The 14,506-nt window shown below is 69.9% G+C and carries 14 protein-coding genes; 7 read left to right on the forward strand and 7 right to left on the reverse strand.

The window, feature by feature from the left end; translation table 11 throughout:
- The 3 genes from groEL to HKK72_RS20705 form a co-directional block, all read left to right on the forward strand.
- Nucleotides 1-1,036: chaperonin GroEL (gene groEL / locus HKK72_RS20695; RefSeq protein WP_187236052.1), on the forward strand; the 1,036-nt coding region annotated here is incomplete at its 5' end.
- A gap of 191 nt (nucleotides 1,037-1,227) precedes the next feature.
- Nucleotides 1,228-3,015 (forward strand): ADP-ribosyltransferase, encoded by a 1,788-nt coding sequence (locus HKK72_RS42265; RefSeq protein WP_187236053.1) that lies wholly within the window; start codon nucleotides 1,228-1,230, stop codon nucleotides 3,013-3,015.
- Nucleotides 3,016-3,155: 140 nt separating this feature from the next.
- On the forward strand, nucleotides 3,156-3,512 hold the full coding sequence (locus HKK72_RS20705) for a hypothetical protein (RefSeq protein ID WP_187236054.1): 357 nt from the start codon (nucleotides 3,156-3,158) through the stop codon (nucleotides 3,510-3,512).
- A gap of 19 nt (nucleotides 3,513-3,531) precedes the next feature.
- Here HKK72_RS20705 and HKK72_RS20710 read toward each other — a convergent pair whose 3' ends face one another.
- The 5 genes from HKK72_RS20710 to HKK72_RS20730 all read right to left on the reverse strand — a co-directional run bounded on the left by HKK72_RS20710 (nucleotide 3,532) and on the right by HKK72_RS20730 (nucleotide 9,409).
- A complete protein-coding gene (locus tag HKK72_RS20710) occupies nucleotides 3,532-3,948 on the reverse strand; it encodes an NUDIX hydrolase (protein ID WP_261987014.1) in 417 nt (138 codons plus the stop codon).
- A 4-nt stretch (nucleotides 3,949-3,952) separates the two neighbouring features.
- Complete coding sequence (locus HKK72_RS20715) at nucleotides 3,953-5,605, reverse strand: DNA repair helicase XPB (RefSeq protein WP_187236055.1); 1,653 nt, start codon at nucleotides 5,603-5,605, stop codon at nucleotides 3,953-3,955.
- Nucleotides 5,606-5,734: 129 nt separating this feature from the next.
- Nucleotides 5,735-6,136 (reverse strand): hypothetical protein, encoded by a 402-nt coding sequence (locus HKK72_RS20720; protein ID WP_187236056.1) that lies wholly within the window; start codon nucleotides 6,134-6,136, stop codon nucleotides 5,735-5,737.
- A gap of 109 nt (nucleotides 6,137-6,245) precedes the next feature.
- Nucleotides 6,246-8,627, reverse strand: coding sequence for a helicase-associated domain-containing protein (locus HKK72_RS20725; protein ID WP_187236057.1), 2,382 nt, complete (start codon nucleotides 8,625-8,627; stop codon nucleotides 6,246-6,248).
- A gap of 167 nt (nucleotides 8,628-8,794) precedes the next feature.
- The gene (locus tag HKK72_RS20730) at nucleotides 8,795-9,409 is read right to left on the reverse strand and encodes a TetR/AcrR family transcriptional regulator (protein WP_187236058.1); all 615 of its coding nucleotides are present in this window, start codon (nucleotides 9,407-9,409) and stop codon (nucleotides 8,795-8,797) included.
- A 237-nt stretch (nucleotides 9,410-9,646) separates the two neighbouring features.
- Here HKK72_RS20730 and HKK72_RS20735 point away from each other — a divergent pair, with 237 nt between their 5' ends.
- On the forward strand, nucleotides 9,647-10,174 hold the full coding sequence (locus HKK72_RS20735) for a GNAT family N-acetyltransferase (RefSeq protein WP_315987359.1): 528 nt from the start codon (nucleotides 9,647-9,649) through the stop codon (nucleotides 10,172-10,174).
- Between the two features lie 67 nt (nucleotides 10,175-10,241).
- Here HKK72_RS20735 and HKK72_RS20740 read toward each other — a convergent pair whose 3' ends face one another.
- The gene (locus HKK72_RS20740) at nucleotides 10,242-10,715 is read right to left on the reverse strand and encodes a hypothetical protein (RefSeq protein WP_187236059.1); all 474 of its coding nucleotides are present in this window, start codon (nucleotides 10,713-10,715) and stop codon (nucleotides 10,242-10,244) included.
- Nucleotides 10,716-10,990: 275 nt separating this feature from the next.
- Here HKK72_RS20740 and HKK72_RS20745 point away from each other — a divergent pair, with 275 nt between their 5' ends.
- Entirely contained in the window at nucleotides 10,991-11,611 is a 621-nt protein-coding gene (locus tag HKK72_RS20745) for an HAD family hydrolase (protein ID WP_315987360.1), read from the forward strand.
- Between the two features lie 80 nt (nucleotides 11,612-11,691).
- Nucleotides 11,692-12,087 (forward strand): cold-shock protein, encoded by a 396-nt coding sequence (locus HKK72_RS42270; protein ID WP_187236060.1) that lies wholly within the window; start codon nucleotides 11,692-11,694, stop codon nucleotides 12,085-12,087.
- A gap of 12 nt (nucleotides 12,088-12,099) precedes the next feature.
- Here HKK72_RS42270 and HKK72_RS20755 read toward each other — a convergent pair whose 3' ends face one another.
- On the reverse strand, nucleotides 12,100-13,473 hold the full coding sequence (locus HKK72_RS20755; RefSeq protein ID WP_187236061.1) for an MFS transporter: 1,374 nt from the start codon (nucleotides 13,471-13,473) through the stop codon (nucleotides 12,100-12,102).
- Nucleotides 13,474-13,590: 117 nt separating this feature from the next.
- Between HKK72_RS20755 and HKK72_RS20760 the strand changes: the two genes are divergently transcribed.
- Entirely contained in the window at nucleotides 13,591-14,406 is an 816-nt protein-coding gene (locus HKK72_RS20760; protein ID WP_187236062.1) for a DUF3027 domain-containing protein, read from the forward strand.
- Nucleotides 14,407-14,506: the final 100 nt, after the last annotated feature.

Here is a 14,506-nt window from a genome sequence, read left to right on the forward strand (position 1 = left end):
TTACATCTCGCCTTACTTCGTCACCGACCCGGAGCGGATGGAAGCGGTCCTCGAGGACCCCTACATCCTGATCGTCGCCTCCAAGGTCTCGGCGAACAAGGACCTGCTGCCGGTGCTGGAGCAGGTCATGCAGGCGGGCAAGCCGCTGCTGATCATCGCTGAGGACGTCGAGGGCGAGGCGCTCGCGACCCTGGTGGTCAACAAGATCCGTGGGATCTTCAAGTCCGTCGCCGTCAAGGCGCCCGGCTTCGGTGACCGCCGCAAGGCGATGCTCGCCGACATCGCGGTGCTGACCGGCGGCCAGGTGATCAGCGAGGACGTGGGCCTCAAGCTCGAGTCCACCTCGCTGGACATGTTGGGCCGGGCCCGCAAGATCGTGGTGTCCAAGGACGAGACCACGATCGTCGACGGCGCCGGTGAGGCCACGGAGATCGCCGGGCGGGTCAACCAGATCCGTACCGAGATCGACAACACCGACTCCGACTATGACCGCGAGAAGCTGCAGGAGCGGCTGGCCAAGCTGGCCGGCGGCGTGGCCGTCATCAAGGCCGGTGCGGCCACCGAGGTCGAGCTCAAGGAGCGCAAGCACCGCATCGAAGACGCGGTCCGCAACGCCAAGGCCGCTGTCGAAGAGGGCATCGTTCCCGGTGGTGGCGTGGCACTGCTGCAGGCCGGCCGTAACGCCTTCGACAAGATCGATCTTGAGGGCGACGAGGCCACCGGTGCGACCATCGTGCGTCGTGCCCTGGAGGAGCCGCTCAAGCAGATCGCCATCAACGCCGGCCTCGAAGGCGGCGTCGTGGTCGAGAAGGTGCGCAACCTCGAGCCCGGGCTGGGCCTGAACGCGGCCACCGGCGAGTACGTCAACATGTTCGAAACGGGCATTCTCGACCCCGCTAAGGTCACCAGGTCCGCGCTGCAGAACGCATCATCCATTGCCGCGCTGTTCCTGACGACCGAAGCGGTCATCGCCGAGAAGCCGGAGAAGAACCCCGCTCCCGCCATGCCCGGCGGCGACGGCGGCATGGACTTCTGAGTCCACGCCTTCGACTCCGTTCACAAAGGGGCGGTCCCGATTCCGGGGCCGCCCCTTCGGCATGCGGACCGGACCGCGTGCCACCACGGAGAGGCCCGGGGCGAGCGGCGCACCGGCCGGAACGGGTCGTAGGCCCCGCATGAGGCCTTAAGGCCCTGTGCCGAGTCGCGCCCGGTCGATAACTTCTGCGCGTGACGCTACGGGCCGGCGCTCAAGACGCGCAGTTGCCCGCGCGGGTGCGCGCCGCCCGGATGCTGCTCTGCCTCGAAGCCGCGCTGACGATGGTCACAGCGCTGCAGATCTGGATCGTGCTGGGCGGTGCGCGCGGTAGCGGCGCGGCATTCGTGCTCGCCCTGCCGGCCGTCGCCGGTGCGGTGGTGGCCTGGCTGATGACCGGTCCTGGCAGGTGGTCGGCGTGGGCGCTCTTGGCACTCCAGATGTTCTACGCCACCTGGCAGCTCGGCAGGTTGCCGGCAAGGGATCCGTTCGGGCTGGTCGGCCTGGCCTTTCCGGTCGCGATCCTGCTGCTCGTTTCACGAGACCGGGCGTACCTGAGACCAGAGGCGGCGGGCCGGCGCACGGGAGAGCCGCCAGGTGACGGGACGGTCTGGAGGAGCTGGAGGCACCGCGATCGAGGTGACGGCACCATCGGCCACGTGGCCGTCGTGGCGCTCGTCGGGATGGTGGTGGCCGTGCTGGCCGCGTCGTCGATACCGGGCGATGTGGCACGCCATGTCGAGTCGGCGGTATGCGTACCGACCGGTGCGGACTGCGGGGCATCCGTACGGGCCGCCAAGCACACCTCCGGGGAGCGGCATCCCGGGCCTCCGGCTCGGTCGATCGACCCGCGGCGACCGTCGATGGGCGTCCCGCGCGGTCAGATGATCAATGCGGAGGATTACGACGAGCCGCTGAACTGCTTCGAGTTGTTGCAGGGGACCTGCGATCTGTTCCAGGGACTCTGGCTGGGCTCTGTCGACGGCTACCAGTCCTACGCCGACTCGGTGAACGCCTTGGCCTGCACCGCCTACATCGGGTGCGGTCGGTCCCGGCTCGGCCAGACGTGGGAGGGCTGGAGGCGGCTGTTCACCACCGACCCGATCGATACCGCCCGGGCGGTATGGGACGAGTCCATCAAGGACATCGCCAATGACGGCAAGGACAGACGATGGCGGGCCGTCGGCCGCGTTCTTCCCGCCGCGATCAATGCCATCTTCGTCGGCAAGGGCGTCAACCGGTTCGCCGACCTGCCGGGAAAGGTCGACGAGCCCGGCATTCTCCGGCCGCGTGCCCCGCCGGTCGCCGCTGATGCCGATGGCTTCGGTGTTCGTCGCTTCCGAAGCGATGCCGATGGCCAGGCGTATGGGCAGAGATATCTCGGCTGGACGTTCCGAGGGCTTCCCGCAGACCAGAGACAAGCGGTCCGCATGTACTCGCAGGACGGCCGTCCGTACAGTTACACGCTTCGGGTAGATGATCCGCAGGCCGAACTCGACCGCATGCTGGGCATTCCCCGGGACCGGCAGGCGCTGATGGCGGTCTTCGGCGGTAAGGTCCCCACGCTCGAGGACATCAGGGCTCGGATAGCGCTCGTCGACAAGGCGGTGTCGCATCCGCTTCCCGAGTCGCTCGAAGCTCGACGGGGACTCAATTCCATTGACTACATCAAGGGATACGACGGATCCGATCCGAGAGGTCTCGTCGGCTTGACGCACACCGATCCGGGCTACACGTCGACGTCACTGGGTGAGACGGTGGTCCCCACGACTCCCCATCCGATCCGTTACATGGTGCATCTCGATATCCCCAAGGGCCACCCGGGACTATGGATCGGTCCTGAGAGCAGCCACCCCGAACAGCGCGAGCTGCTGCTGCCGCGCGGGGTGAGTTACACCTTTACGAAGGTGGTCCTCAATGGGGATGGGATCTGGAAGCTGTACGCCACCGTCCATCCATACAAAGCCGTTGGCAAACCATGATGATTACGTAGAAATAATCACAAGATCGGCTCTTTTTGAAATGGCATGGCGGTGTCGAAAGGGTGCTGTGATCCATGCGTTTTCCGGCCGATGTCGTGCTTCGGGTTTAGACGGATGGGGTTGCGCGGTACATTCCGGGCGTGCAGGCCAGGTCCAGGGACGATGGCGGCTGGTGGATATCACCGGTGATACCGACCGTGGCGAACTGCGCCCTGATCCTGCTCTGGGTGTTCTCGGGGTTCGGCGGCTGGGGCGAGGCGGCCTTCTGCGCCGATGGTGAGACCCGTGATCTGCGGTGCGCCGGCCGGTTCGACGACGCGATCGCCGTTTCGCTGGTGCCCGCGGTGGTGGCCGCGGTCATCGCGGTCGCCGCGTGGGTGCTGCCGCGGATCCGCCGTGACGACGCCCGGCTCGATCGGACCCTCACGATCTCGGCGCTCGTCTGGGTCGCCGCCGAGGCGGTGCTGTTCGTCGGCGGGATGCTCGCCAAGGCCTGACCGGCTGCTCCGGGGGACCTCAGACGTCCGTGGCCGGGCCGCCGCCGAGCAGCCGGTGCCGCTCGGCCAGGTCGAGGGCCAGCCGCGCGGCGGGGGCCAGGAGGTCTCGGTCGTCCGTGCCGACCAGTACGTACTCGTCCACCTCGCCGCTCGGCGCGAGCGGACCGACGTGATCACCGGTGAAGCACGCCATCCGCACGCGTACCCCGTCCGGCTGATCGTGCGCCGGCGCCTCGACGACGCCGAGCGGCCTCAGGGAGGCGGCGGTCAGCACGACGCCCAGCTCCTCGCGGACCTCGCGTGACACGGCCGCGATGTCGTCCTCGCCGGGTTCGCGCTTCCCGCCGGGCAGGTAGAGCAGGTCGCGGCCACGGGCGCGTACGGTCAGCATCCGCCCGTCGACCGCGTGCACCCAGGCCACCACGTCGAGCATCATCGGCTCAGATCTCCTCGCCCGCCAGCACGGCGTCGGCGTCGACGATGCGGTAGGCATAGCCCTGCTCGGCCAGGAAGCGCTGCCGGTGGGCGGCGTAGTCCTGGTCGAGGGTGTCGCGCGAGACCACGGCGTAGAAGCGGGCGCCGCCTCCTGAGGCCTTGGGCCGCAGCACCCGGCCGAGCCGCTGTGCCTCCTCCTGGCGGGACCCGAACGCGCCGGAGATCTGAATCGCCACCGAGGCCTCGGGCAGGTCGATGGAGAAGTTGGCGACCTTGGAGACGACCAGACAGGAGATCTCACCGGACCGGAAGGCGTCGAACAGCCGTTCCCGCTCGCGGATCCGGGTCTCGCCCTTGATCACCGGAGCATCGAGGCGTTCGGCCAGCTCGTCGAGCTGGTCGATGTACTGGCCGATGACCAGGGTCTGCTCTCCGGCATGCCGTGCCACCAGGGTCTCGACCACCTGCGACTTGGTGTCGGTGGTGGCACAGAACCGGTAGCGCTCCTCGGGCTCCGCGGTCGCGTAGGCCAGCCGCTCGGCGTCGGTCAGGGTGACCCGCACCTCGACGCAGTCGGCCGGCGCGATCCAGCCCTGGGTCTCCATCTCCTTCCACGGCGCGTCGTAGCGCTTCGGCCCGATCAGGGAGAAGACATCGCCCTCGCGGCCGTCCTCGCGCACCAGCGTCGCCGTGAGACCGAGCCGCCGCCGGGCCTGGAGGTCGGCGGTCATCCGGAAGATCGGCGCAGGCAGCAGGTGCACCTCGTCGTAGACGACCAGGCCCCAGTCGCGTGCGTCGAACAGCTCCAGATGCCGGTAGGTGCCCTGCCGGCGGGTGGTCATGATCTGGTACGTGGCGATCGTGACCGGGCGGACCTCCTTCTTGGTGCCGGTGTACTCACCGATCTCGTCCTCGGTGAGCGAGGTCCGCTTCAGCAGTTCCTGCTTCCACTGGTGCGCCGACACGGTGTTGGTCACGAGGATCAGCGTCGTGGCACCGGCGTGCGCCATCGCGGCCGCGCCGACGATCGTCTTGCCGGCGCCGCAGGGGAGGACGACCACACCGGAGCCGCCGTGCCAGAAGGCGTCGGCGGCGTGCTTCTGGTACGACCGCAGCGCCCAGCCGTCCTCGGCCAGTGAGATCGGGTGCTTCTCGCCGTCGACGTAGCCAGCGAGGTCCTCGGCCGGCCAGCCCAGCTTCAGCAGCGCCTGCTTGAGGGTTCCCCGCTCCGACGGGTGCACCGCCACGCCGTCCGCACCGACCCGGGGGCCCAGCAGCCCCTTGATCTTCCTGGCGCGTACGACCTCCTCGAGCACCGCGCGGTCGGTCGAGAGCAGCACGAGGCCGTGCGTCGGGTGCTTCTCGAGCCGCAGCCGCCCGTACCGCGCCATCGTGTCGGCGACGTCGACGAGCAGCGCGTGCGGCACGGGGTAGCGGGAGAACTTCAGCAGCGCGTCGACGACCTGCTCGGCGTCGTGTCCGGCCGCGCGGGCGTTCCAGAGCGCGAGCGGGGTCACCCGGTAGGTGTGGACGTGCTCGGGCGCCCGCTCCAGCTCGGCGAACGGGGCGATCTCCCGGCGGCACTGGTCGGCGAGATCATGATCGACTTCGAGCAGCAGGGTCTTGTCGGACTGGACGATGAGAGGGCCGTCGGTCACTGGCTGCCTTTCGACTGAGGACAACAAGTGTGCAACAGCCAGAGACCCCCTGTGTCTTCCCGCGCGGTTTCATGCCCGGAAGTCACCCGAGGATCAGGAGTCGCCCCAGGAGCGGACGCGGCCCAGGGATCAGAAGTCGCTGGACGAATCGCTGTCGAACCAGCCGAGCAAGATGCCCACCGTGACGAAGGTGATCATGATGACGATGTTGGCCGCGAAGAGCACCCAGCTCCAGGCGGTCAGCGTACGGGCCGAGTCGGGGTTGGTCTGCACCCGGTTGATGGCGATCGTCGAGGTGACGATGCCGGGGATGGCGAGCAGATTGCAGCACAGGACGGTGAGGAGGATGTTGCAGATCAGCGCCCCGATGGTCGAACCGTTCCCGGATGAGCCGTAGGGAACGCCGGGGGGTCCGTAGCCTTGGCCCTGCTGGCCGTAAGGATCCTGCCATCCCTGCGGTCCGCCGCCCTGGTAGCCGGACTGGCCGTAGGGATCTTGCCAGCCCGGAGGTTGGCCTCCATACCCACTCAAAGCGGTCCTCTCCCCCTGCCGGTCGAGATTTGAAGATTACTAGCTCGATGGCGTCAATGGTTGGACTGAACCCGCTATTTCCTGGTTCCCCCCACGACCGAAATCAGTGTCATGGCGGCGAAGGAGTGGGGTCGTCGACCTCGGCGATGCCGGTGATGCGGTGCAGGGCGAACCGCTGTATCGAGGCGCGGGTGGCGTCGTAGGCGGTGAGGAATCCGCCCTCGACCCGGGCCGGTTCGACGATCCGGCTTGAGGCCCGGCCCTGCTGGTCGAGATAGCCGATCCAGACCCGCGCGCCCCGCTCGACCGCTCCGCGAAGTTCGTCGATCGTCGCCATCGAGGGCGTACGCGGCGGTTCACCGTCGGGGACCGTCATCCGGGCGGCCTCCTCGCCCGCGCGCAGCGCCCGTACGGCGGCGGTCAGGATCGACGGGTCGAGTGACAGCCGGGACCCCTCCGTCGCGGCCTCCGGGAACGACCGGGCCGACGGCTCGGCGCGGTGGGTGTCCGGCCGGGTCACCACCACGCCGCCCTCCGACGACTCGGCGACCGGCGCCAGGCCGAGGCCGCGCAGCGCCTCGAGCAGCTCGGGCCGCTGCAGCCGGGAGGCGACCACCGTCGGCGCCAGGCGGTGCAGCCGCAACGCGACCGCCCGCCGGTCGGCCATCAGCTCGTCCAGCGTCGACGGGTCGTCGGTCCGGACGTAGCACGAGGCGATGCCGACCCGCAGATGCCCGTGCCGGCGGGCCACGTCTTCGATGAGATACGTCAGGGGCTGTGGGACCGGCGTGGCGGAGTGGCGGGTGAGCAGGTCGGCGAGCTCGGCGGCGGTCCGCCCCGCGTCCAGGGCACGACGCACCGACTCGGGGGTGAACCGGAAGACGGTCGCCCCGCCGGTCGACTCTACGTCGGCCATCAGCGCGAGCTCGCGGGACAGCTCGGTGACGAGCGGCCCCGGGGCGATCGCGGTGAGGTCGGCCTGGACCAGTACGTGATCGACGGGCTCCGGTAGGACCTTGGTGAGCTCGGCGTTCGCGTCCCGGCCGGACAGCACCGCCCGGGCGTGCGACGACAGCGCGCCGAGCCCGGTCAGGCCGAGCACCTCCGCCTCCCGGAGCGTCCATCCGACCAGCCGGTCCCGCAGCCAGCGCCCGCGCCGGGGCTCGCGCCACGCCAGATGCTCGCGTACGGCGTCGGCGTTCGGCGCCGCGGCGGTGGAGCCCAACGCGACGAGCACCGCCCTGCGCGTGTGCGACGCGATGGCCCGTACCGACTCGTCGGCGAGCGCGTTGATGGTCTTGTCCCGGTTGTCCCGTTCGCCGGCCAGTCCGGGTACCCGGTCACTGTCCAGCCATCCCGTGACCAGTTCGCTCCACCGGGCGGCGGTGTCGCGCATCCGCCACACGTCGTAGGCCTTGGTGGGCAGCCATTCGCCGTCGGCGTCGCCGGTGCGGGCGAGCAGCCCGGCCGTGTAGGCCGTCTCGAGCAGCAGCGCGGCCGTCCACTGCTCGACGTCGAGCAGCGCGGCCGTCGCCCGCAGATCTCGTACGCCCAGGCCGCCGGTGCGCAGGACCGCGGGCGGGTCGACTCCCCAGCGTTCCAGCAGGTCCTCCACCAGCCGTACGACGGTGAACGCCTGCCCGCCCGCCGTCCGGTCGATCAGCGCCGGGTCGCGTACGGGCCCGTCGAGCGGCGGGGGCTCGGTGGTGAGGTCCTGGAAGAGCCGGCCCTGCCGCAGGTGAAGGGCCACCTCACGAGGCAGCGTGACCGTACGGTCGTCGGTGGCCGCCAGCAGGCCGCGGGCCAGCAACTGCTCGATGGGGCTGTTCGCGGTGTCGATCCGCACCGTGCGGCGGGCGTTGTCGACCCGGCCGATCGGCGGTCCCCAGGCGAGCTCGTTCAGGGCGGCGCGGGCCGGCGGGCCCGCGGCCTCGATGAGGTCGTCCGGAGCGCTCAGCCGGTCGGCGAGCACGGCCGTCAGCTCCGAAGGGTCGGCGAACGCCGTCGCCGTCGACAGCCGCAGTGCGTCGAAGAGCGCGCGGAGCCGGTCGGCGGAACAGCCCGCGAAGACCTCGCGCGCCGTCGGGCCGAGCCCGGCGGGGTGGGGGAGCGCCTGCCGCACGCCCGGGGCGGTGCGCAGAGCCTCCCGGTCGCCCCAGACCAGGCCATGGGCTAGGAGCCGGTCGACGGCGGCATGCACATCCGGCTCGGAGACGTCCGCCGGGCCGTCGCGCCGGGCGTCGCCGACGAGGGTTCCGGTGAGCACCTCCTGCGGGACGGGCTGCGCCAGGACCAGCAGCGCCTCGAGCACGTTCAGGGTGAACCGGTCGAGCCGGTCCAGCGCGCGGGAGATCGATGCCGCGGCGGCCGCACGTGCGGCCAGGGAGCCCAGATCAGAGGGGACGGGGGTGATCAACTCCGGCCGCAGGGCGAGCATGGTGCGCAGGTCCTCGTCACCGCGCGCTCGCAGCCAATCCGCGTAGGAGTCCATCCGTACAAACTAACCGGGCGGCGAAGCGCTTCGGCGGAGCACCTTCCCCCCACACGGGGCCGGAGCACCGCCGACCTGCGCCCCCGGAGGCTCCACGGGGTCTCGGCGGAGGTCTCTACGGGGGCAGCGCGGCCCCGGCCCCGGTCAGAGGGCCGGACGGCGCGGGCTCAGGCGGGGGTACGGTCGGCGCTGATCAGGCCGAGCGCGAGGCGGGCCCAGGCGGCGACGAACCGGCTCTCGTCGATCCGCTTGGGCGGCTCGTAGAGCGACTCGTTGGCCAGCCAGTAGTTGACCACGGCGCCGCCCAGGATCGAGGCGATCGCGGGCCAGTCCTCGTCGGCGTCGGCGAGTTCGGGCTGTGCCGACAGCCAGGTGGCGATCCCGTCGTACAGCGGGTTGACGATGCCCTCCCGCATCTCCGCGACCAGATCAGGGAACTGATCGAGATCGCGGAACAGCACCCTGATCAGGTCCTGTTCCTCTCGCATCTTCGCCAGCCCGACCTGGCAGGCGAGGCTGAGCCGGGCCGCCAGCGGCTCGTCGTGGAGCGCGCTCGCCTGCTGCAGGTAGGTGCTGAGCTGCTCCCTGGTCCGGGTGATGTGCTCGCGGATGGCCGCGGCGAGCACCTCCTCCTTGGACCGGAAATGCCGGTAGAGGCCGCCCGCCCCAGGTGACAGCCCCGAGGCCGCCTCGATCTCCGCCACCGACGTGGCGGCGTAACCCCGATCGGCGAACAGCCGGAGAGCCTCGGCCACGATCCGCTCGCGCGTGGATCTCGTCATCGTTGTGTTCCTCCGGCAGGACGCTTCCGGCATGACACTACTGCCGTCTCAGCAGACTTATGCCCGCGATCCCGGCCCGGCCGATGATCGTCGTCGTGGCGCGTCGCCAGGCGGGAGGCGAATGAACGGACGCGCGGGTGAAAGACGGCTTTCCCCGTCCACCACGCTCGCGCCGGGTATTCGGAGCGTGTTGCGGCAGTGATCTCCCGTACCCGGCCATGGGAGCACTAGAGTTCGGTGACCCGCTCGTCGATGGAAGGGGTCGAGGTGGCCTTCCTGCCCGAAGACTTCGTTGTGCCCACCCTGGTCGCCGGACTGCGGTTTCGAATTCGGCCCATAACAGTGCACGACGTGGTGAAGGCCTACGACGCGGTCATGAGCAGCCGCGAACGGCTGTGGGCCGAGTTCGGCGAAATCCACGGGTGGCCGAAAGCCGATCTGAGCCTCGAAGAGACTCTGATCGACGTGGCGTGGCGGCAGCGGGAGGGCGAGCTGCGGCGATCGTTCAGTTTCGCGGTGCTGACCACGGACGAGTCACGGCTGCTCGGGACCGTCCGGATCGATCCGCCCAGGAAGGTCGGTGTTGACGCCGAGGCGGTCTTCTGGGTGCGCAGCGACCGGGACGGATCGAGCGTGGCGGAGGAACTCGAAGAGTTCGTCCGCGAGTGGGTGACCACCACCTGGCCGTTCAAGTCCGTGCGTTATCCCGGACGGGACATCTCCTGGGAGGACTGGCACGCCCTCCCCTCGACCGGTCACCCCTGATCGGCCGAGGCGTCTGATCACCAGGAACCCCTGATCGGCCGAAGCGGCGGATCAGAGGAACCCTTGATCAGCCGAGGCGCCGGATCAGGCCGACGACGATGCGCCCCGCGACCAGATAGACCACGGCCGCGAGCCCGTAGTTGACCAGTACCGCCACCTTGGGGTCGTGCGGCGCGAACACGTCCTTGAACTGCCAGACGAGCCCGTCGGCCCAGTCCCGGAACGCGATCACGATGTCGTTCGAGCCGTTGGCCTCGAACACCGCGAACACGATGTGCACCGCGAGCACGGCCACCACGACGGTGGTGGCGAGTGCGGCGATCGTCGCGATCGCGCCGACGAGTCGCGTGCGGAGCCCGGCCGTGGCCGGACGCCTGAGGCGGCGCAGAGGGCGGGAACGCGAGCCGGTGGCCGCGGTCTCGCGCTCGCGCGGCGGGGCGGCGCCGGGCGACGGGGCAGTGGCGGAGGCCGCGACCTCGGTGCTCGTGGCCCGCCCGGACGGCGGATCGCCGGCCGGCCTGTCGTGCGGATGTTCCGCCATGACGTCTTCCTCTCCGGAGCGGCGACCCGAGATTCAGCACGGTTCGAGGGTCGGGTACTGGGTATATCCCGGATCACGAAACTGTTGTTTCGGACGAGCGGATTCGCCAGATCCGGTCGATAGAAAATCAGAGTTGTATTTCGCGCCAGACTCCCGCGCCCTCCTACTCGGATCCCGTCGCATCGCCACTACCAGGGGGGCGCGGGTGCGTGCGCGCACCCTGCTGAGCGGGGCAGGTGACATATCCACCATATGCATCTCATACCCTGTCGACCGTGCACGACCATGCTTTCACCGTGGGTTTCGACCTCGATATGACACTCGCCGACACCAGGGCCGGCATCGGTGCGGTTCTCGACGCGCTGAGCGCCGAGAGCGGCGTCTTCATCGACAGCAAGCTGAGCGTCACCCGGCTCGGGCCGCCGCTCGCGATCGAGCTTGCCCACTGGTTCACCGCCGACCAGGTGCCGGTCATGGTGGCCAGGTTCAGGGAGCTCTACGCCGGGATCGCCGTCCCCGTGACGACGCCCATGGCCGGGGCCGTGACGGCCCTCGCCGCCGTCCGGGACACCGGCGGGCGGGTCATCGTCGTCACCGCGAAGAACCAGCGCGACGCCGAGCGCACCATCCGGTTCCTGGACCTGCCCGTCGACCGCGTCGTCGGCTCGCTGTGGGCGGCGGAGAAGGGCAGGGCGCTGATGGAGCACCGCGCCACCGTCTATGTCGGCGATCACATCGGTGACATCGATGCGGCGCGCGCCGCATCCGCTCGCAGCGTCGCGGTCGCCACGGGACCGTTCGATGTTGCGGCACTGCGGGCTTACGGCGCCGACCTCGTGCTCCCCGATCTGCTGTCCTTTCCGGACCGGCTGGACGATCTCGGCGTGATCGGCTGATCGCGGATACCGTGTTCACCGTTTCGGCGTCGAGGCACTAACCTTGAAGCAATTCACACGAGAGCTAGACGAGGTCACCTGTGCCCACTGGCAAGGTCAAGTGGTACGACACCGACAAGGGTTTCGGATTTCTGACCCGCGATGACGGCGGAGAGGTGTTCGTGCACTCCACTGCGCTGCCGAGCGGCGTCACGTCGCTGAAATCGGGACAGCGGGTGGAGTTCGGCGTGGTCGAAGGCCGCCGGGGGCAACAGGCGCTCTCGGTGCGGCCGCTCGAGGCGCCGCCCTCCGTCGAGAAATCGGTGGCCAAGGCCAGGCGCAAGAAGCCCGACGAGATGGTGATGATCATCGAGGATCTGATCAAACTCCTCGACGCGATCTCCACCACCTACCGGCGTGGCAAGCACCCGTCTCCCGGCGACTCAAAGAAGATCGCCACTGTCCTGCGCGCGGTCGCCGACGATCTGTCCGCATAGGGCTCTTCGCGTCTACGGGGACTTCGCGGTGGCCTCCGCCGCCTCGCCGCCCGCAGGGCGGGGCATCCGTGCGGGGGTGCGCCGTGCGCGCCGTCGTACCCGCTGGGTCAGCAGCAGCACGAGCGAAAGGCCCAGCGCCGCCGCGACGCTCGACAGTGCCACCCGTCCGTCGAAGCGGGTGGACATGCCGAGCCCGATCAGCCCTCCGAGCACCCAGACCAGCTGGTGCAGCGTCTCCGACACCGCGAACGTCGAGGAGCGCACCTCCTCGCCGATCTCCCGCTGTACGACGGCGTCCAGCGACAGTTTGCCCAGCGACTGGCCGAACGCGCCCACGAACGCCACCGCCAGCGCGGCCCACAGGCCGAAGAACACGGCGCCCACCGCCGCCATGGTGGTCGCGAAGGCGAGCGTGCCGAACACGATCAGCTGTGGCGCGCGGGCCTTCGCCCGGGCGCCGAGCACCGTGCCCACCATGCCGCCGGCCCCCGCGCAGGCCACCAGCAGCCCGAGTGCGACATTCGGCGAGACCGGGTCGAAGCGCTGTTCCCGGAGCAGGAAGGCGAGGTAAAGGATCAGGAAGCCCGAGAACGCGCGGAGCGCCGCGTTGGCGAGCATCGCGTCGCCCACCGCCGGGCCGACCCGCAGGAGACTCCGCCACCTGGCGCGTTCGCCCGGCCGGTCCGGCTCGGTGGCGGTCTCGGGGGTGTCGACGTGCTTGGGCAGCCGCACACAGAAGACGGCGCCCAGGATGAACACCAGCATGGCGATGCGCAGCAGCCAGTCCTGGCCGATCAGCACCCCCAGGCCCGCCCCGACCGGTGCGGTGATGGACGCGGCGATCAGTCCGGCGAACGACGCGCGGGCATTCGCCGTCACGAGTGTGATCTGATCGGGGAGCACGCGCGGTGTGACCGCGCTGCGCAGGACGCCGAAGGCCTTCGACAGCACCAGAACGCCGAAGGCCGCAGGCAGGAACGTCACAGCGTCACCGTGGGACACGGCGCCCGCCATGCCCCAGCACAGCAGTCCGCGGGCCAGCATCGTGCCGGCCATCGCGACCCGGCGGGCCGAGCGCATACGGTCCAGCGCGGGACCGATCAGGGGAGCGATCAACACGAAGGGAGCCATGGTCACGACGAGGTACAGGGCCACTTGGCCGCGCGCCTGGTTCACGTCGAGCCCGAAGAAGATCGTGCCGGCCAACGCGACCGCCACGAGTGCGTCGCCGGCGCTGTTGACGGCATGGGCCTCGATCAGGCTGCCCAGGCCGCTGCGCCCGGCCCCCTGGGCATGTGTGACACGTCTGGTGGTCCGTGCGATCCGGCGGGTGGCGCCCCGTACTGATCGCCCGGCGCCGCGAACCGATCGCCCGGCGCTTCTCATGTGCGCCCTCACTCCCATCCCACCAGTCTCTCCGAGACTGGGCCTTTCCTGGAATCCGTGTCCTAACCGTGGCCCATGGTGCGCTGTCATGCCCGTCTATGAGGGACAATCGTGTATGTGAGCCCACTGCCGCGATCGAGTGCCGCGCCCACGCGCCGGACCCGTACCCCTGTCGTCGATGCCGCATGCGCGGATGCGGTAGAGCTGGCGCGTGCCGCCGCCGAGGAGACGGCCTGGCCGGGCCCCGTCGGTGAACATCTGGGTCTCCAGGCTGATGGAGACCGGGTGGTCACCCACTATTTCGCATGTCTTGACTCGGCCTATAACGGCTGGCGATGGGCCGTCACCGTCGCCCGTGCCTCGCGCGCCAAGGCCGTGACGGTCAGCGAATGCGTGCTGATGCCGGGCGACGAGGCCGTGATGCCCCCGCAGTGGGTGCCATGGATCGACCGGTTGCGGCCAGGCGACCTCGGCCCCGGCGATCTGCTGCCCACCGCGGCCGACGACGTACGGCTCGCGCCCGGCTTCACCCAGGTCGACGACGCGACCGACCGGCAGATGCTGTGGGAGCTCGGCCTCGGCCGGGCCCGCGTGCTGTCCGCCGAGGGCCGCGACGAGGTGGCCGCGCGCTGGTACGAGGGCACCGCCGGACCACGGACCCCCATCGCCGCGTCGGCGCCGGCGCCCTGCTCGACGTGCGGCTTCTTCGTACCGCTGGCCGGCGCGCTGCGACAGCTGTTCGGGGTCTGCTCCAACGAGTACGCCCCCGACGACGGCAAGGTGGTCGCGGTCGATCACGGCTGCGGCGCGCACTCCGAGGCCGTCGTCGCACCCTCCGCGGTCGAATACGCGCCGCCGATCGTGGACGAGCTCGGCTACGACATCGTGGGGGCCGGTTCCATCGCCGACGAAGAGGCCCTGGGGCACAGCTGAATCGCCGCCGCGGTGCGACGAAGGCCCACGAGACCCCCCGAGCGGCCACTCGGGCGGCCTCGCGGGCGGTCGCACGGGCGGCCACTCGAGCAGTCGCACG

Origin of the sequence: Actinomadura sp. HBU206391 (genome assembly GCF_014323665.1) — a bacterium.
In the GTDB taxonomy this organism is placed as follows: Bacteria; Actinomycetota; Actinomycetes; order Streptosporangiales; family Streptosporangiaceae; genus Actinomadura_C.